Source organism: Brevibacillus brevis NBRC 100599 (assembly GCF_000010165.1).
In the GTDB taxonomy this organism is placed as follows: Bacteria; Bacillota; Bacilli; order Brevibacillales; family Brevibacillaceae; genus Brevibacillus; species Brevibacillus brevis_D.
Genome location: NC_012491.1, coordinates 4,791,841 through 4,810,396, shown reverse-complemented (window position 1 = coordinate 4,810,396; position 18,556 = coordinate 4,791,841). Strand labels below are relative to the sequence as shown.

Here is an 18,556-nt window from a genome sequence, read left to right as displayed (position 1 = left end):
GCCTAGTGCCCCTATCCATTCTAATTTCTGCCATGCATGGGACAGCTCATCTGCCAAAGCTGATTGCCGCATGCAAACAGCTTGCACCTCTGGAGATCATCGTGATATCGACAAGGGCCCTGGAACTTGACTCAGGTGTCCGCGTCGTTCTTGCAGAGGCTGCTGAGAATCTATTCTCATGGCGGAGAGAGGCTGCCAAGCATGCAAGAGGGAGTGTCCTGCTCTTTCTCGGTGAAGAACAAATCGATTCACTGTCTGGATTGCAGCGCTTCTTGTTCCCGATTTTATATGGAAAGGCACAGGTCGTTTTGCCCCAGCAGGATATGCGACACAGGAGGCTGACAAAACCAAGGCCTATCCACAGTTTTTCCCTGCTGCTAAATAATCTCTTCGGCCGCACTGATCTGCGAGAAGCTTCCTTACTAGACACCCCTCACGCGATGACCAGAGAGGCACTTTCCAAAATCGGAGTGGAGCAGTTGACACAGCCTGCCCAAGCGCACAAGCGGGCGGTTATGAGCGGGCTGTCCATTACCGCGCAAACCTTTGGAACGGGGACGGAAGAACGGATATTTTTGCCCCAGCTTCACGGTTCGTTGCTCAAAGAGCTCTCTTTGTATGAAAAGCTGGTGATTGCCGAACAGCTTGATCTCGTCTCGCGTCTTCCTTTTCGCGGCGGACTGTCCGATGGAGGCAGGCGAAGAGATATAGCCGAGAATGTGAGTAGTAAAAACAGTGGTATGCCTGTTACACAGGTAGGGAAATGGCCTTTGCGACGAACAACTCTTTACGGTGGGAAAACGGTATCCGTGATCATTCCAGCCCGAAACGAGGCAGCGACGATCCAGCAAGTGATCCGTGAAGTTCTTCGACTGGACCCTGCTGAGATCATCGTGGTCGTCAATGGTTCCGTTGATCAAACCGCACAGCTTGCCCGTGAATGCGGCGTGACGACCGTAGAGTTCCCATTTGCATTGGGCGTCGATACTGGACGGGCAATCGGAGCAAGTCTGTCGAAAGGCGACATCCTGTTGTTTGTCGATGCGGATATGATTATGACCGTCCATGATCTGTACCCATTTGTTCTCGCGTGTGAGTGCGGCGTGGATGTGGCCCTGAATGATGTTTCTGTATTTTTGAATCAACCTTGCCCAGACAATGTCTTCGTGGCTTGTCGCCAAGCGCTCAACTTGGCTTTGAATCGTAAGGATTTGGGGATCGGGTCTATGGTGACCGTCCCCTTTGCCTTACGCAGGGAAGCAGTTGCTCCGCTCGGGTGGCACATACTGCTTTGCCCGCCAAAAGCACAAGCAGCATATGCCCAGGCAGGTGTAAAGATGGAATTGGTTCATCAGGTGAACAGCTTCACCTCCAACCGACTCCGGCCAGAAAAACACTTCGCCAGCTCCGGAATGCCCCCCGCCGTCGAACAGATTGCGGGTGACCACGTGGAAGCTTTGCAGTTTCTGGCGAAAGGACGGCAGCGAGATGAGATGTGAAAACAAGAAGACTGGAAGGAGGAAAAGAATTTGGCAAAAGAGAGAATAGAAGGTCTGGTAAGTGTCGTCATTACCAATTTCAACAGGGCTGCTTATATACGTGAATGCTTGGATAGCATCCTCCAGCAAACCTATGAGAATTGGGAGATTATCCTGATCGATGATGCATCGACAGATCATTCCGTAGCAGTGGCCAGAGAATGGCTGGAAGAGAGTAAAAGGTTTTTTCCAAGAGAGAATCAGGTGCTGATTCATGAGCTCCCGCGCAATATTGGCTTTTCGGGTGCCATCAATGTCGGACATTACCTAAGCAGAGGTGAGTTCATCGCGATTCAGGACTCGGATGATTTCTCCCATATCCTGCGTTTTTCGCGGCAGGTTGAATATTTGAAAAACCATCCTCAGATCGATTTGGTCGGTACAAACTACTATGCGTTTTCGGCCGATAATCCGGAAAAAAAGCAGCTCGCTGGATGGATCAAGTACGGCGATGACATTCGCAAAGTATACGGAAACGGGGGACACTGCGTCTGTCACGGAACCTGCATGTTTCGAGGGCGATTGTTTGACCAGATTGGTGGCCCGACACGCCGGATTGAGGGTGCAGAAGACTACGAATTTATCGCCAAAGCTTTGAATGCGAGAGCAGGCGTGAACAATATAGCAGAAGCATTGTATTATTACCGGACCCACGCTGAGCAGCGTTCGGCCCACTATTATCGGAAGAAGGGAGGGTAAAAAGTTGACTAGCAGTAATGATCGGATATTGATGGTGCTGGACAGTTTGAGGACAGGCGGAACGGAGACATACGTTCTTAGCATGGGGAAAGCATTGAGGAAAAAAGGAGTCCAATTGTTTTATGCAGGTGGTAATGGCCCCTTCTACCAAGAATTTGTTGATGCAGGCTTTTTGGTTGAACCGATAGAATCCGCTCGTGAGCCGCTTTCGGCACGCAGACAGCATCTGATCGAATGTTACCGTGCATGTATGAAGAAGCATCGTATTACCATCGTCCATGTGCATCAAACGCCTTCAGGCTTTCTTGCCGCTACGGCAGCCAATGAGCTCGGCATTCCTGTCGTGTTCACCTTGCATGGAACGTACTACCCAAAGGATGAGGCGATAAAAGTAGCCCAGCTCTGCTCCGGCGTTATCAGTGTGAGCAAACCTGTCCAAATATTCTGGCAAAAGCGCGGGGTAAAAACCACACTCATTTCCAACGGGATTGATATGGAAGAGTTTCAGTCAGGCTCAGCAAGTAGGGCTGATGTGCCGTCTTTGCCGCCTGATGCCACAGTGGTTACGTATGTGAGCAGGTTGGCTTGGCAAAAAGCGACGGTGTGCAACATGGTGTTGCGGGCAACCAAAACACTGCGGAATGAAATCCCCAACCTGCATATCGTGGTGGTGGGTTCGGGTGCCCAGGCCATTCATGTTCATGAGCTGGCAAAAGTGCTGAATAAAGCCGCAGGGCAGCCCTATATTCACATTGTGGGAGAGCAAACGGATGTCCGGCCGTATTACGCCATTAGTGATTTGGTGATTGGAACAGGGAGGGTCGCACTCGAAGCGATGGCGTGTGGAAAGCCTGTGCTTGCGATCGGGAATCACGGCTACGTCGGTTTGGTGGAACCTTCGTCTTACGAGTTGGCTTGGGATTGTTACTTCGGTGACCACTCCTCTGTGCAGAAGCCGTCTCCTTCGTTGATTGATAGTGCTTTGCGTCAAGCATGTAGCGACCGGAGTCAATTGAAGGAAATAGGAGGTCAAGGAAGGGTGTGGGTTCAAAACCATTTTCCTATCACGCAAAAATGTGCCTCCTTGCTTACTATTTATGCACAAATAAAGAATGGAGGGGGGACAACAAATATGAAAAAAGTCTTGTACGTTGGATGGCTGGGGTTCAACAATTTGGGCGACGAGCTGATGTGGCATGCCTTTTACAATTTGTCGTGCAAATACCTCGACCCTACACAATACAAGGTAATACCTTCCTTGCCCGGGGTTGATCTGAAGGATGTAAGCGAGTATGACACCGTCGTTTTGGGGGGAGGATCGCTTCTCATCCCTGGGTATGTGGATGTAGCTTATCGTGCTGTTGAACAGAAAAAAAATCTTTGGGTCTGGGGAAGCGGATTTGACTCACAAGATCGAGTAGAGCTGGATTCTTCCGGCAGAATGACGAGCAAGCTGATAAATGGCCAAGATAAAATGAGCCACATGCTGCAAAAAATCACCGAGCACGCCACGTTTTTTGGTGTACGCGGACCACTTACACTCCAATACCTCCAGCAAGCGGGAGTAGGAGAAAAGGCAGCGATTAGCGGAGACCCGGGGATGCTGCTTCTCCCTGCATCATTGCCAATAGTAGTAGATAAAAGCAAGCGACCCACGATTGGCATCAATTGGGGCACCTCCTATAACCGGATTTATGGGAAAAACGAGACTGCAGTAGAGGATGCGCTAGCGCATGCAGCCAAGAAGCTAATCCAGGCAGGCTACGATATCCACTTGCTCACCATGTGGGGACCGGATCGGGAAGCCATTAAAAGACTGTACAAAAAAATCAACGATCCAGCGCATACGATTCTCGACCTTGAGCTGCACGATCATACGCAAATGCTGCAGTTGATGAAAGGCTTTCAAGCGACGATCAACTTTAAGTTGCATGCCAATGTGCTGAGTGCCGCTGCGGGTGTTCCGTTCGTTTGCTTGGCGTATCGCATCAAGGGCATTGACTTCGCTTATTCACTGGATCTCCCGGAGCTCATCGTGACAACAGACGAGCCGCGACTAGGTGAACGAATTCTTTCCTGCACCTGGGAGGCCATCGCACGCAAGGACCAGATCACAGCAAAATTGGCGGCGAGTCAGAAAAAAATGATCGAGAATTTGGAGCTGCCGTTCATTCAGGGCTTGTTGTAAGACCATTTGTACGATAAAAAAAGTAAAAGATGAGGGGACCTGTGGATTCGCTACAGGTCCCCTCAAGCGTTGTCGTGACAAAAATCAGTACTCATCGTGCTCCCGCAAGCTGGCTACAGGAACGCTCATCTCCTGATCCGGCTGGTTGAGCGGGTAAATTCTCGCCATGTCGTTGTCATCATCGATGTGCTGGATGTATACGGGCATTCCATCGCAGGTCACATTCGCCATAACGGGCGAAGCGGCGATTTCTTTCGCGCGCTGTTTATTCATTTTGATTCCTCCTGTCAGTTGTAACAGCTTTAATATGTACGTCAGCCCAGCGCAGTATACTTTTTACCGCTGTTGACATTCCCTAAAATATGTAATAAATTGGAGGGGAAATTACTACGAAATCGTACTAAAAGGAGTCACCGGTATGCAGCAACTATATGACCTCTTTCTGAAAACCGGTTTGCGTCCGTTCGCCTTTATGTCCGATACGATGCAGCTTGAAGAAAAACTGACTCGCTCTGATTTGACGACCCTCCTCCTATTGTTGTTCCGCGGAGATTTGACTATGTCAGAGTTGGCGCAAGAGATGGGGGCGCCGCTTAGTTCGATGACCAGCATCGCGAAACGGCTTGAACGCAAAGGCTACATCGCGAGGGCTACCTCTGCAGAGGATCAACGGGTGAAGCTCGTCACACTGACACAACCAGGCAAACAGCTCGCAAAAGAATCAGAGCAAATGATGCTAGCGATGTTGGGGAGGCTTCAGGAGGCATTTACACCGGAGGAAATGGAGCAATTCACTGCCCTTTTACTCAAAGCCGCCAAGGTATTTCAGGACGGAGGACCTGTCAAGCCTCGTGAAACAAAGGTTCGTTCCATCAAGATCAACATAGAGGAATAGTTTGATCGAATCTGCTTCTTTTTTTGTTTAATTACTACGAAATCGTACTAAATGGACCGTGAAGGAGAGAGTCGAGATGAGAATCATCATCTACACTGGCAAAGGTGGAGTTGGCAAGACAAGTGTTGCAGCAGCAACGGCTGTTAAGCTGGCAAAGCAGGGAAAGAGGACGCTCGTACTCAGTACGGATGCGGCACACAGTTTGGCAGATTCATTGGGGACTGTGATCGGACCAGACCCCGTACTCATTAGCGAAAATTTATGGGGCCAGGAAGTAAACAGCTTGCGGGAAACCGAGCGCAATTGGGGAGCCGTTCAGGGATGGCTGACAACACTGCTCGACAAAGCACAGCTGACTGATATTACGACGGAGGAGATGCTTGTTTTTCCTGGCATGGAGGAAATGTTCAGTTTGCTACAGATCAAGGAACACGCCGTAAGCGGGCAGTTCGACGTCCTGGTAGTAGATTGTGCCCCAACCGGAGAAACCCTGCGTCTGCTCAGTTATCCCAACGTATTGAATTGGTGGTTGGAGAAAATTTTTCCGACGGAACGCAAGCTGATCAAACTGGTTCGCCCAGTGGCCAAGATCGTCAACAAAGTAGAGCTTCCTTCTGATGATGTGCTAAACAGCGTCGAGCAGCTCGCCCGGGGGCTGGAGGAAATGCAACGCATTGTTTTGGACCCGGAGATCACATCAGTGAGGATCGTAGTAAATCCAGAAAAAATGGTACTTGCGGAAGCAAAGCGCTCGTTTACGTACTTGAATCTGTTCGGGTTCAATACGGATGCCATCATCGTGAATCGGGTGCTTCCGGATGAAGCGGGAGAAGGATTTTTTGCCCACTGGCGGGAGCTGCAACGCAAGTATGAGAACGAAATCGTGGAAAACTTTCAGCCGCTGCCAATTTTAAAAGCCCCGATGATGCCAAAAGAAGTGATTGGGCTTCCCGTGTTAGAAGAATTGGCTGATATCGTTTTTGGAACAGAAGACCCATCCGCCAAGCTTTATCAGGGCAGAACGGAACTGATTCGAGAAGTGGATGGCGAGCTGCATTTGGAGCTGATGATTCCTTTTGTGGATAAGGCAGCGCTGGATTTAACGCAAACAGGGGATGAATTGACCGTAAATGCTGGCGCCTACAAGCGAAAAGTCATCTTGCCACGAGTGTTAATGGGACGACAGGTGACGGGAGCGAAATATGCGGAAGATCGGCTGATTATTCGTTTTAGCGCAAGGGAAGGGGCTGCCCAGCATTGAGAGGAGAATGGACATGGTAAGTGGGATCAAGCGCCAAATGGGCTTCACTCTCATCCTGACAGGACTACTGCATACGGTTGTCGGTCTGTTTTTATACGCAAAGCCGCTTCAGCAGATTGTTGCTAATGGCTTTTGGAATGCGGTAGGTAAAGAAGAAGTTGCTGCTTTCTGGTTTCTGATGTTTGGATTTTTGCTGATGTTGCTCGGATATATGGCGGATTGGCTGATGAAAAAGAAGGGAATGGAGACGCCAGCTGCCTTTGGGTGGACGATACTCGGGATTTGCGTGGTCGGAGTGATTGCCATGCCTGCCTCCGGATTCTGGCTCGGATTACCACAGGCTGGCATCCTGCTTCGCAAGTGATGTAAGAAATTTGCGGATAGGTAGATGGTTCAGATAAAATAAGGTAACCATTTTCCATATGTTTCAATATCCGAGGTGATCTTCCTTGAACTTCTTAGATGCAAATAACCAATGGACCCCAGAGTTTTTGGAACACATCCAAAAATCCGCGAAGCCATCCATTAAGCTCACGCTGACGAAAGAAGCGGCCGCCTTAACAGATAGCAAGGTGGGCGGAAAGCCTTGGCTGCCGCCACAAATGCCATATCCACAGGATGAAGACGGAAATGACTACTTGTTTCTCGCACAAATCAACTGGGCGCAAATGCCGCAGCTCGATGGCTACCCCGCTAGTGGATTGACCAGTTTTTTTGTCAAGGAGGATGATACCTTCGGACTGATGGATCAATCCTTTCAAGTGCTCCATTTTGAGGAGTTCATCGATACACAGGAAATTGACCCGTTTCAACCAGAGGACCCTGACGTGTACAGTCCGGTACTAGGTGGGCCATACAAAGTGACAGGAAAACTAGAGTCCCAGTACGTCCCTCATCGAGATCCACAGGCGGTGAATTATCAGCTACCTACCGACGAGAATCAAGTGGCCTACTCCAAGTATTGGGACCTCGCCGATGCTAGCGGGTCACGGATCGGAGGATATCCCTACTTTACCCAGGAGTATGTGAATCAGGATGGATGGGAGATGCTTCTTCAACTGGATATGGAAGGCGACAATTACGATTACTATGTCTCGTGGGGAGATAGCGGAGTGGGCAACTTCTTCATTCGCAGGGAGGACCTGCTTCGTCTGGATTTTTCAAAGGTTTCGTATACATGGGATTGTCTATAAAAGAAAGATGGGGATACAACGATGGCGCACATACATGACGTCCAAAGCTTACTCAAAGAATCGCAGAAGACCAGAGTGAAGTACTTGTTCTTTTGGGGACATACACAGAAGGATTCAGGCACGACCGATAAATCTTGTTTCAGCCAATGGTATCCGGCCGCTTTTGTAGAGGACGGTATCACGTACCTAACCGCGGAGCATTACATGATGGCGAAAAAGGCTGAGCTGTTCGGCGATCTGGCCATCCGTGATGAAATACTGAGAAAAAATCATCCGAAACAAGCGAAGGATTTGGGACGAAAGGTACATTCCTTTGACGAGGCTGTGTGGAATGCGAACAAGACGGCGATTGTTCGCCAGGCAAACCTATTAAAATTCAGCCAGCATGCCGATTTGAAAGCATACCTCTTGGACACCGGTGACCGCATTATTGTCGAAGCGAGTCCTTATGATCGGATATGGGGAATCGGGATGGCCCAAGATCATCCGCATGCGGAACAGCCCGAAAAGTGGCGGGGAGAAAATTTGCTCGGTTTTGCATTGATGGCAGTCAGGGAGCAGCTGCGTTCGTGACGTACAAATACGCCATTCTTTCCTATGATTCTTCAGAAAGAATGGCGTATTTTTTCCTGTTTGCCTACTTACTAAATTCTGCAAGTAAAATATTTTTAAAGTTAGCTTTGCCCAAACTGTTCAAATTGACGGTCAACATATGCTTGCCTCCAAGTGTACCCCCAACAAGAGTAATAAACCCTGGAATGCTACCTGTATGTCCCCATATCGAAACACCGTTTGGAAGCTTCGTTTCATAGATTCCAAGACCATATCCGCTGATTTCAGAACTTCCTGTAGGAACTGTAGTAAGCATTTCTATTAATTGCTGTTCCTTTAGTAATTTGCCACTGAGTAAGTAAGAGAAGAATTTATTTAAGTCGTCAGCAGTAGAAATCATATCTCCAGCAGAGCTAGCTATACTTGGATTATAATAAGTAATGTCTTTTAGCTCACTTGCTCTGTCTGGTTGGAAATAGCCACGGGCATGGTTGGTGCCTGGAATAACGCTCGAATTGCCAGGTAGGAATGTATTCGATAATTCAAGTGGTTCAATAATCCGATTTTCAATCTCTTCCGCATAGCTGTTACCAGTTATTTTTTCAATAAGGATACCCAGTAATACGTATCCTGTGTCTGAATATGACCAGCCCTTTCCTGGCGCAAAGTCTGGAGGTAGAGAAAGCCCAATCTTTACCAATTCCTCAGCGGTATATGATTTTTTTGCATTCATCAAATCAACGTCTTTTGACAGTAAGTATTCAGCGATACCACTTGTATGGTTCAATATTTGCCGGATAGTTATCTGGTTACCATCATATCCGTTTCCTTGAATGACACCAGGCAACCATTTTTCGATGGGGTCGTCAAGATTCAGGCGGTTCTCTCCAGCTAACTGAAGGACAACTGTTGCGATGAACGTCTTCGTCACGCTGCCAATGCGAAAGCGCAAATCTGTTTCCATTGGTTTCTTCGTGCTCAGATTCGATACCCCAGCGGCATAACCCCATGTTTTTCCATCCTCATAAGTTTTAGCGAGTATCCCCGGGATCCCAAGTTGCAATGTATCTCTGATTGCTTCCTTGACTGAATTACGATCTCGTTGAATGCTTGTATGTAACGAACTCGGTACATTTTGAGTGGGCTCTGCTTTTACAATTGAGGTTGGCGTTGTGTACAACAGGGAACTTCCAGCGATTAAAAGGGCCAGACTTGCAAATGTAATTTGACTACGTCTTTTCATCAGGCATTTCTCTCCTCTATTCATATTGTATAGGTGATTGCTTGTTGCTTCCTACTAACCAAACAGCTATCATCATCCTCTCCAGCAATACGCCTCGTGATTTTTTTATCATACAAAATGAAAATCTCTATTTTTCTTTCGCATTCCTTACAAATTACTTATGTTTAAAATAGCTTCTAAAATAGGGTGCAAGAAGCATTTGTCCTGACCTGGAACAGTCCTTGATGGAGTTAGGCCAAGGTACTCAAGCGTTAAACACAGATGGGAAACTATTTGTTTTTCTTTATTGCACGGAAAACGCAGTTTTGACCTGCTCCAAAGACATGACCATCTGCCCGTATAGCTTCCCGTCTGGAGTTGCGGGGTCATATGGATTGGACTGGGGCAAGGAGACAGCGTAGACAAGCCCATGTGTTTGTGCCAGTACATCACCTAGAGGAGGCCCTTCCATTTTGGACAAGTGATTCCAATGGGGTACCGTCATGACAAAAATGGTGAGGAGTGAGGAGTGCCCTTCCTTTCGCTGATTAGGCGCGAACATAAAATGCACTTCGTATTTCGTCGGCACATCCAGCTTGCCCTCCTGTGGCTGTTGGCGAGGGGGACGCTTCGTCGTCGATGAGAACTCCTCCACGATGTAATTTCCTTTCCAAGTGGGAGGAAGGGTAAACGTAAATGTCTCGGTGATCGGGATCGGCACCGTGAACTGATTGTTTATGATTCGACCTTTGATCTCATCGGTTGCCGGTCTTTTGACTTCCGGCTCAGGGTCAGATGGAGCCGCTTGCTGTGGGGGTGGTGCTGCTTGTGGACCTGGCAGCGAACAGGCGGAGAGCTGAAAAATGATGATGAGTCCTACAGAGAAGCACGTTGCTACTTTCATCCCGATCCTCCTTGATGTATAAAACACTCTCATTTATTCATTCCAAGCGGGGAGGAAAACTATTCCATATTCTTATCATGAATATTTATTCAATAAAACATATTTTTCTTGAATATCAGAAAATATATAATTATAATTTAAATCAGAAAACGTTTCCGGTATTCGGAAAAAGGAATACGCAATTCATCCGGGAGATAAATGGGGGATAGCAGGATGATTGAGGTTAAGCAGCTTGTCAAATCTTTTGGCCCGTTAACCGTGTTGAAGGGCGTTACGCTCACGGTGGAAGAAAAGGAAGTTGTTGTCTTGCTTGGAGCCAGTGGATCAGGCAAAAGTACTTTACTCCGATGTTTGAATTTTCTGGAATTTTATGACAGCGGAGAGATTCGAATCGGCGGCCAGCAAATTGATCCACACAAGACGAATCTGAATCAGTTTCGCGCCGAGGTCGGCATGGTTTTTCAGCACTTCAATCTGTTTCCGCACAAGACCGTTTTGGAAAACGTGATCGAGGCACCTATTCACGTCAAAGGGATGAGTGCAGCAGAAGCCAAACAATTAGCGTACGAGCTCCTGAAAAAAGTAAATATGCAGGACAAAGCCGATGTCTACCCGGACATGCTCTCTGGTGGACAAAAGCAGCGGGTTGCCATCGCCCGGGCTCTTGCGATGAAGCCGAAGATCATGCTGTTTGATGAGCCAACCTCTGCACTCGATCCCGAGCTCGTCGGTGAAGTGCTACAGGTCATGAAGCAGCTCGCCAAAGAAGGAATGACGATGATCGTCGTGACACACGAGATGGGGTTCGCTCGTGAAGTAGCAGATCGGGCGGTGTTCATGCACGATGGGCAAATTCTGGAGCAAGGACCGCCGAAAGAATTCTTTGAAAACCCACAGCATGATCGTACCAAGCAGTTTTTAGGCAGCATCCGCTAAAATCCATTAAAAAGGTAGTTCAAAAAGTCATCTTTTGATCACGAAGTAGTCCTGAAAGCTAATTCGACATCGAAAGAGGTGTTCACCTTCGAAGTCCGGTGCTCATGTAGGTCCGCTACATTCCGCTCCTCCTTCTTCAGGTTCTCACCACTTTCTCGGTGCTGAAAAGCCGACTTTTTGAACACGAATAGTAGAGATGAATACAGGGGGAATCACCAATGAAAAAGCGTGCAAAATGGTCCGGAATTTTGTTGTCCACTGTCCTAGTAGGCTCGTTGTTGCTCTCTGCTTGTGGATCACAGGGAAGTGCACCGGCAGCAGGTGGACAAGCTGCTGGAGACGGTGGAAAGAAGGATTTTACGTACGCCATGAGTGGCGTGTACAAGCCGTTTAGCTTCAAGGAAAACGGGCAACTGACTGGCTTTGACGTGGAGATTGGACAAGCGCTGGCAGAAAAAATGGGCATGAACGCAGTACCGATCACCAATCCATTCGAAACGATCATCCCTGGCCTGGACGCGAAAAAATACGACGCTGTCATCGGGAGCTTGACCGTCACACCTGAACGCCAAAAAGCTGTTTTGTTCACCAATCCATACTACCGTTCCGGTTCGCAAATTTTCGTACAAGAGGGCAATACAACAATCAAGACCAAAGAGGATTTGAAAGGCAAAAAGATCGGTGTCGTGAAAGCATCCAACTACTTGGATTGGGCGAAAAAGCTGACGGATGAAGACAAAATCACTCAATATGATAGCGATATCACCGCTTTGCTCGACCTGCCGACAGGGCGTCTCGATGCAGTGATTACCGACCAGGTAGTAGGCTTGCGATTCATTAAAGAAGGCGGCGGAAAAGTGATTGATGTAGGCGAACCACTCAGCTTTGACGAGCAAGCAATCGCTGTGCGCTTGGGCGACCAAGAGGCAGTGGAGCGGATCAACAAGGCGTTGGATGAGATCGTCAAAGACGGCACTTATGAGAAAATCAGCCAAAAATGGTTTGGCCGCAACATCTTGCAAAAACAGTAAGTGGGCAACGGGGTGTCCGTGATGGACGCCCTCCTTTTAACGCTTCATGTGAGGAGGATTAAACGTGATTATTGATATTTTTCTATCCAGTTATCCCCTTTTTCTAAAAGCGACATGGCTCACGGTTCAGTTGACGGCGGTTGCCCTGATCCTCGGTTGTGTGGTAGGTCTTGTCATTGCCTTTTTCCGGATATCCGATTCCAAAGCATTGAACTACATCGCGCACACCTACATTACCGTCATTCGCGGAACGCCATTGATCGTACAAATTTGTATTCTGTACTTCGGCTTGGCGAATATGGTCACGCTGTCGCAGTTTTGGGCAGGGGCCATCGCCCTGGCAGTTCATAACGGTGCGTATATTGCGGAAATCTTCCGTGGCTCCATCCAGTCCATCGACCGCGGGCAAATGGAAGCGTCCAGATCACTCGGAATGTCGTACCCGTTGGCGATGCGAAGAATCATTTTGCCGCAAGCGTTCCGTCGGGCGATCCCGTCGCTTGGCAATCAGTTTATTATCGGGTTGAAGGATTCATCGTTGGTCGCATACGTTGGGATGCAGGATTTATGGGGAACGGGTCTCGGTGAGGCAGCCTCCAACTACAAGCAGTTGGAGACGTATATGGTCGTCGGGTTGTACTATCTCGTACTGATCATGATCTTCTCGTATTTTGTAAATAAGCTGGAAGCAAGGCTTGCCAAAGGAAAAGCCCCCACTAAACAAACGAAAGATAACACGAGTGTTGCAGCGTAACTTTTTGTCATGGAGGACGAAAGAAGGATGGTTCAATCAGTCGAACGGGCGATGAAAATTATTCGGGTACTGATTTCAGACGAAAAACATGCTTGGCCGATTTCGGAGCTAGCGAGCGCAACAGGTCTACCAATCAGTACGCTCCACCGTTTTCTCGAATCCATGATCCAGTTCGGATTGGTTGAGCAGGACCCAGTCACCAAGCATTACAAGCCGGGATATACGTGGATGGAAATCGGTTTTATCCTGCATGAAAAGCTAAACCTGCGAGCTGTAGCGAGACCTTTCATGGAGGAGCTGGCGAATGAAGTCGAGGAGAGTATTTTCCTCAACGTATTGGCTGGAACGGATTCGATGCCGATCGAAAAAGTAGAAAGTCCACTGAAAATACGCATAGATGAGAACCTGGGGGAGCGAATACCTCTCACAATTGGCGCCCCCAGTAAAATCATTCTCGCGTATTTGAAGCAGGATGCGATTACAAAAGTCGTTTCCGCCCAGCTTGCACGAGACAAGCAGCCGTCATTTTTGGAGCAGCTGAGTGAAGCCAAGAAAAGTGGCTATGCGATCAGCTACGAGGAGAAGACGGAAGGCACCATGGCAGTTGCCGCTCCGATCATTGGCTACGGAAATCAACTCGTCGGAGCGCTCTCGATCAACGCCCCCTGCTTTCGGGTGACAGAAGATCGATTGCCCCTACTCATCGAAAAAGTGAAGCGTCAAGCTACAACGATTTCGACAAGAATCGGTGGAGCATAAGCAAACTCTCCATTCCAGCATCTGTTGGTGGAGGGTTTGCTTTTTTTAATAGGAACCATTGGATCTTTCAATTTTTTCGCCCTGAAAAACTGTGTTAGTGTGAAAGAAACAGCAGGGAGGGAAGATAGACATGTTTCCATTTCGCGTCATAAATCAGGAAACTACCGAAGATGTGCTGGATATGGCCAGCGTGATTAGAGTGGTCGAGCAAGCCTATCAAATGAAATCGAGTCAGCAGGCGACGTTGTTTCCGCTCATTTTTCATGAGTTCGTCGAGGGTAGAGCGGACATGGATATCAAATCCGGTCATTTGCCCCAAGCGGATATATTTGGACTCAAACTTGTCTCGTGGTTCGGTGAAAATGACAAGAAAGGTCTGCCACAATTAGTTGGTACGGTGATGGTATTGGACAGCCAAACGGGTGTACCACAGGGGATTTTGAGTGGAGAGCACATTACTTGTATGCGTACAGGAGCTGCCGGTGGAATCGGGGCAAAGTATTTGGCACGTCGCGAATCGGAGAACCTGCTAATTGTCGGGACAGGACACCAGGCACCTTTTCAAATCATGGCGACACTGATGACGATGACAGAGATCAAGCGGGTGTACATCTGCAATCCGCGATCACCAGAAAAGGCGCAAAGCTTTGCCGCCAATATCAAAGAAAACCTTTTGACCAGATTCGTCTCCAAATATGCAGGAGAAGAGTACGAGTGTTATGCCAGCCGTTGTGACGTGCAGTTTATTGCAGTGGACAACCTCGAAGAAGCGACTAGAAAAGCAGATATTATCATCACCGCAACCCCTTCACGTGAACCGATGATCCAAGAGGAGTGGGTAAAGCCGGGGACGCATATTACCTGCATCGGGGCAGACATGGAAGGAAAACAGGAAATCGATGAACGGCTTTTTGCAAAAGCGCGCGTCTTCGTTGATGATGTTGGACAGGCTGTACGCGTGGGAGAGACAAAGGTAGCTGTAAAAAAGGGCCTGATAACAGAAGGCAATATCGCAGCAGAGATCGGCAATGTCATCCCCGGTCATGTCCAAGGACGACAAGATGCAGAAGAAATCACGATTTTTGACAGCACTGGGATCGCGTTTCAAGATTTACTGACAGCTGCACACATTTTGAAAGTGGCGGATAAGCGCGGTGTAGGTACGATAGTGGATCTGTAAAAGTGAAAGGATAGGATAAGGAGAGGAACGACGATGAGAATTGCACCTTTTAAAGTAGAAGAATGGATGAACGCCTACGAGATGGAGGCTGTTTACAATATTGCCGAAACTTGCGTCGATTCGCTGACGGTAGAAGAGTTGATCCGTCTTTCCGATGAGCCGGAAGATTTTTTCCGCGAGATGGCCCAGAAGAAGCTTACGTACGGTCATATCGAGGGTTCGCCGGAATTCCGCAGCCTCGTCGCGAGTATGTATCAAACGATGAAGCCAGAGAACATTTTGGCGATGAACGGGGCGATTGGAGCGAATTTTCTCACCTTGTTCTCGCTCGTTGCGCCTGGTGACGAAGTCATTACCGTTCATCCGACCTATCAGCAAATTTATTCGGTACCGGAGTCGTTCGGAGCACAGGTCAAGCTGCTCAGACTTTTGCCGGAAAATGATTTTCTGCCTGATCTGAATGAGCTGCGCTCGCTCGTTACAGACAAGACAAAGCTGATTTGTATCAACAATCCGAACAATCCATCTGGCGCTTTGATGGGTGAAGGGTTGCTGCGAGAAATCGTAGGGATTGCCCGCTCCGTTGATGCTTATCTGCTGTGTGACGAGGTGTATCGTAATTTGCACCAAGACCCGGAGGTTGTGGTGCCATCGATCGTCGACTTGTACGAAAAAGGGATTGCGACAAGCAGCATGTCCAAAGTGTTTTCATTGGCGGGTTTGCGTCTGGGATGGATTGCAGCACCTCAGGACGTGATCAAGAGCTGCTTTACGCACCGCGATTACACCACCATCAGCTGCGGGATGCTGGATGATATGCTGGCTGTCCATGCACTGAAAAACCGCGACAAGATCATGGAGCGCAACCTGAAGATCGTGCGTGACAATCTGCAAATACTTGACGAATGGGTAGCAAAGGAGCCGTTGGTCTCTTACGTCAAGCCGCAGGCAGGAACAACTGCAATGCTCAAGTACGAGCTGGATATCCCTTCGGAAGCGTTTTGTATTGACCTGTTTAAAACGACAGGGGCTTTTTTGACACCAGGCAGTTGCTTTGACATGGAAGGGTGGTTACGAATCGGGTACGCCTGCTCGACGGAAGTACTTCAAGTGGGTCTATCAAAAGTATCGGAGTTTTTGGAGTCACGCAAATAAGGGATAGAGTAGGAGACGGCTCACAAGCTGGCGGAGATTATAGGGAAGCACGCATAGGGTATCGGTTGAACATAGAGCCACTCTCGGCTACACTTTTTCTAACTGAGGTTGTTCAAAAAGCCGACTTTTTGAACACGCACTTACACGAAGAATGGGTGTCGTTCGGTGAGGGAGTGGAAAATTAATCATGGAGTTACGCAATCTGAAGACATTTCAGGTCGTTGCCGAGCATTTGAACCTGACGAAGGCGGCAGAGCAACTCGGATACAGCCAGCCTACGATTACACTCCAGATTCAAGCATTGGAGCGGGAGCTGGGACATCCTTTACTCAATCGGGTAGGCAAGCGCACGTTTTTGACACCGGCCGGAAAAATAGTGAAACAGCATACGGATCAGCTTTTCTACGTTCTCCAGCACATGGCGGAGGGACTTAATCACTTAGACATGCCTGTAGGACCGCTGGTCGTAGCGGCCCCGGAGTTTTATTGCATCCAATACATGCCTCAAATTCTGAAAGCATATGTCGAGACACATCCACAGGTCAATCTTCAGGTGATTTCATGCACCAGTCAGGAGACTTTGAGAAAAATTCAGGCCCACGAGGCGGATATTGGGATCATTGCGGGCACCACCTCGCAACCAGGTATTCATTCCAGCGTCGTGGACTTGGAACAATTTACCTTGATTGCCTCTCCTGATTTGATGAAGGACAAAACACTAGCAGACGCACTCGTGACCTTTCCTTTTTTGTCCTATCAGGAGGGGTGCAATCTCGACGAATTTATTACCCAATGCCTGGTGGAGTTAAACTACAGCCCACCCTCTGTCATAAAATGTAGCAGCGAAGAAACGATCAAACGGTCAGTCCTGAACCAAACAGGCATAGCCCTGCTCAGTAAGGTTCTCGTGGAAAAAGAGCTTCGATCAGGAGAACTATTCGAGCTGTACCGCTTTTCCAAGAAAGCAGAAACATCGCTGGTCTGTCTGGGTCGCCGAAGAGAAGAACCTGCAATCCAGACCTTCATGGAACTAGTCAAAGACATCTGGTTATCGGTAAGAGAAGAGTAGTCATGACAAGGGACTGGTCTAAGAAGTCCCTTAAAAGTAAAGAAGAAAGGAGCCCATGGAGGCTCCTTTCATGCTTGGAATGGTTACAAATGGTTTTGTCCATCTGTGGACTATTATCGATGCGGTGACGGTATTGTACCTCCCCCTTGGGGTTCCGTCGGTATTAAACCTCCCCCAGGCTCCGGTCTCGTATGTGTTGTGGGAGTCGTAGGAGTCGTAGATGTTGTGGGGGTTGTAGATGTCGTAGATGTCGTAGATCCTGTCGAAGTCTCTGACTTTGGCACCGGTTTCCCCGAGCCGTTGTTATTACTGTTGTTATTATTCTCCAAGAAAAGCATCTCCTTTATATAGGTGTAGATCCAACATGTAACTGTTTTATACGCGTAGCATAAAGTCAGGATAATTATTTACATAGCATAAGCATGATATTCCCAATAGTTAGGTTGGAAAATATAGGAGCCGATGCTTTTTATTCAAAAATTAGCTCTTCGATATCGAAGATGACCTGAGTCTGACGTTTATAAAAATTGAATGTGGGGCAAATTGTCTCTTGGAAACAATAATTTCTCTTCTTGCACCTCTAGAGCGAGGAGTGTTTGGCTGATATAATTTTGATTTCTTTCATTTCTGTGTGGAACGGCAATGATAGTGTAAAATGACAGAAGGTAAGAGAAATAGGAGATGACTATAAATGAGTAAGCAAGTAAACGAAACCGAACTCGTAGCGCATGTAGCTGCGAAAACAAAAGTAGACCCGCAAAAAATCATGATCGTACTCAAGCATGAGCAAGCGTACATGAACAGTGCGAAGGCAGATGCAAAAGGTGATGTCGACGTTGATTTTGATGATCTCGTAGATTACGTCATGGGTAAGTCAGATGTGAAGCTGGATGAGATCACTGTCGAGAAGATCCTGGATGTAGAAATGGAATACTTGATTAAAAAAGGAGTCGCTGGATACATAGACTAATAGAGGACGTCTGGTTATCAGGAAAAGAAGAGTAGTGTTCCAAGCACATTCCCCTGTAGAGGGTGATGTGCTTTTTTATTCTCACAACGCAAAAGGGTAATCATGGTAAGTCTGAAAGACGGTGGTTGCGGTGGGGAGAAGAATATTTCCAGACTAAGCTCAGTGCTCCGTCCCGCTGAGGGTTGGGACTGCCCGCTCCGAAGGAATTAGCGGGGAAATGCAAAAGTGGTAGCCGCTTCGTCGCGCGGGC

The 18,556-nt window shown here is 48.1% G+C and carries 20 protein-coding genes; 17 read left to right on the top strand and 3 right to left on the bottom strand.

Annotated elements, in window-relative coordinates; all coding sequences use genetic code 11:
- Nucleotides 1-5: 5 nt before the first annotated feature.
- From BBR47_RS22790 to BBR47_RS22780, 3 genes are read left to right on the top strand one after another with little or no spacing between them, the layout of a single operon-like run.
- The gene (locus BBR47_RS22790; RefSeq protein WP_231850510.1) at nucleotides 6-1,499 is read left to right on the top strand and encodes a glycosyltransferase family 2 protein; all 1,494 of its coding nucleotides are present in this window, start codon (nucleotides 6-8) and stop codon (nucleotides 1,497-1,499) included.
- 30 nt (nucleotides 1,500-1,529) lie between these two features.
- Nucleotides 1,530-2,237, top strand: a complete 708-nt coding sequence (locus tag BBR47_RS22785; protein WP_015892788.1) for a glycosyltransferase family 2 protein — start codon at nucleotides 1,530-1,532, stop codon at nucleotides 2,235-2,237.
- 4 nt (nucleotides 2,238-2,241) lie between these two features.
- On the top strand, nucleotides 2,242-4,425 hold the full coding sequence (locus BBR47_RS22780) for a polysaccharide pyruvyl transferase family protein (protein ID WP_041749590.1): 2,184 nt from the start codon (nucleotides 2,242-2,244) through the stop codon (nucleotides 4,423-4,425).
- 84 nt (nucleotides 4,426-4,509) lie between these two features.
- Here the strand turns inward: BBR47_RS22780 and BBR47_RS22775 are convergent, their stop codons facing one another.
- Nucleotides 4,510-4,698 (bottom strand): H-type small acid-soluble spore protein, encoded by a 189-nt coding sequence (locus tag BBR47_RS22775; protein ID WP_015892786.1) that lies wholly within the window; start codon nucleotides 4,696-4,698, stop codon nucleotides 4,510-4,512.
- A gap of 145 nt (nucleotides 4,699-4,843) precedes the next feature.
- Here BBR47_RS22775 and BBR47_RS22770 point away from each other — a divergent pair, with 145 nt between their 5' ends.
- The 5 genes from BBR47_RS22770 (at nucleotide 4,844) to BBR47_RS22750 (ending at nucleotide 8,347) form a co-directional block, all read left to right on the top strand.
- A complete protein-coding gene (locus BBR47_RS22770) occupies nucleotides 4,844-5,320 on the top strand; it encodes a MarR family winged helix-turn-helix transcriptional regulator (RefSeq protein WP_015892785.1) in 477 nt (158 codons plus the stop codon).
- Nucleotides 5,321-5,396: 76 nt separating this feature from the next.
- Nucleotides 5,397-6,581 (top strand): ArsA family ATPase, encoded by a 1,185-nt coding sequence (locus BBR47_RS22765; RefSeq protein ID WP_015892784.1) that lies wholly within the window; start codon nucleotides 5,397-5,399, stop codon nucleotides 6,579-6,581.
- Between the two features lie 13 nt (nucleotides 6,582-6,594).
- Nucleotides 6,595-6,945, top strand: a complete 351-nt coding sequence (locus tag BBR47_RS22760) for a DUF6463 family protein (RefSeq protein WP_015892783.1) — start codon at nucleotides 6,595-6,597, stop codon at nucleotides 6,943-6,945.
- Nucleotides 6,946-7,030: 85 nt separating this feature from the next.
- On the top strand, nucleotides 7,031-7,774 hold the full coding sequence (locus tag BBR47_RS22755) for a YwqG family protein (protein ID WP_015892782.1): 744 nt from the start codon (nucleotides 7,031-7,033) through the stop codon (nucleotides 7,772-7,774).
- 21 nt (nucleotides 7,775-7,795) lie between these two features.
- Nucleotides 7,796-8,347 (top strand): NADAR family protein, encoded by a 552-nt coding sequence (locus BBR47_RS22750; RefSeq protein ID WP_015892781.1) that lies wholly within the window; start codon nucleotides 7,796-7,798, stop codon nucleotides 8,345-8,347.
- A gap of 64 nt (nucleotides 8,348-8,411) precedes the next feature.
- Here the strand turns inward: BBR47_RS22750 and BBR47_RS22745 are convergent, their stop codons facing one another.
- A complete protein-coding gene (locus BBR47_RS22745; protein ID WP_015892780.1) occupies nucleotides 8,412-9,569 on the bottom strand; it encodes a serine hydrolase domain-containing protein in 1,158 nt (385 codons plus the stop codon).
- A 283-nt stretch (nucleotides 9,570-9,852) separates the two neighbouring features.
- Nucleotides 9,853-10,452 (bottom strand): hypothetical protein, encoded by a 600-nt coding sequence (locus tag BBR47_RS22740; RefSeq protein WP_015892779.1) that lies wholly within the window; start codon nucleotides 10,450-10,452, stop codon nucleotides 9,853-9,855.
- Nucleotides 10,453-10,665: 213 nt separating this feature from the next.
- Between BBR47_RS22740 and BBR47_RS22735 the strand changes: the two genes are divergently transcribed.
- From BBR47_RS22735 to BBR47_RS22700, 9 genes are all read left to right on the top strand, one after another.
- The gene (locus tag BBR47_RS22735) at nucleotides 10,666-11,388 is read left to right on the top strand and encodes an amino acid ABC transporter ATP-binding protein (RefSeq protein ID WP_015892778.1); all 723 of its coding nucleotides are present in this window, start codon (nucleotides 10,666-10,668) and stop codon (nucleotides 11,386-11,388) included.
- Between the two features lie 218 nt (nucleotides 11,389-11,606).
- Entirely contained in the window at nucleotides 11,607-12,419 is an 813-nt protein-coding gene (locus tag BBR47_RS22730; RefSeq protein WP_015892777.1) for an ABC transporter substrate-binding protein, read from the top strand.
- A 64-nt stretch (nucleotides 12,420-12,483) separates the two neighbouring features.
- The gene (locus tag BBR47_RS22725) at nucleotides 12,484-13,173 is read left to right on the top strand and encodes an amino acid ABC transporter permease (protein WP_015892776.1); all 690 of its coding nucleotides are present in this window, start codon (nucleotides 12,484-12,486) and stop codon (nucleotides 13,171-13,173) included.
- A gap of 27 nt (nucleotides 13,174-13,200) precedes the next feature.
- Complete coding sequence (locus tag BBR47_RS22720; RefSeq protein ID WP_015892775.1) at nucleotides 13,201-13,932, top strand: IclR family transcriptional regulator; 732 nt, start codon at nucleotides 13,201-13,203, stop codon at nucleotides 13,930-13,932.
- Between the two features lie 130 nt (nucleotides 13,933-14,062).
- The gene (locus BBR47_RS22715) at nucleotides 14,063-15,112 is read left to right on the top strand and encodes an ornithine cyclodeaminase family protein (RefSeq protein WP_015892774.1); all 1,050 of its coding nucleotides are present in this window, start codon (nucleotides 14,063-14,065) and stop codon (nucleotides 15,110-15,112) included.
- Between the two features lie 33 nt (nucleotides 15,113-15,145).
- Complete coding sequence (locus tag BBR47_RS22710) at nucleotides 15,146-16,267, top strand: aminotransferase (protein ID WP_015892773.1); 1,122 nt, start codon at nucleotides 15,146-15,148, stop codon at nucleotides 16,265-16,267.
- A gap of 187 nt (nucleotides 16,268-16,454) precedes the next feature.
- Entirely contained in the window at nucleotides 16,455-17,336 is an 882-nt protein-coding gene (locus tag BBR47_RS22705; protein WP_015892772.1) for a LysR family transcriptional regulator, read from the top strand.
- Between the two features lie 225 nt (nucleotides 17,337-17,561).
- Nucleotides 17,562-17,687 (top strand): hypothetical protein, encoded by a 126-nt coding sequence (locus BBR47_RS31835; RefSeq protein ID WP_269446207.1) that lies wholly within the window; start codon nucleotides 17,562-17,564, stop codon nucleotides 17,685-17,687.
- Between the two features lie 340 nt (nucleotides 17,688-18,027).
- Nucleotides 18,028-18,306: a hypothetical protein gene (locus BBR47_RS22700; protein ID WP_015892771.1), complete on the top strand. Its 279-nt coding sequence runs from the start codon at nucleotides 18,028-18,030 to the stop codon at nucleotides 18,304-18,306.
- Nucleotides 18,307-18,556 lie beyond the last annotated feature (250 nt).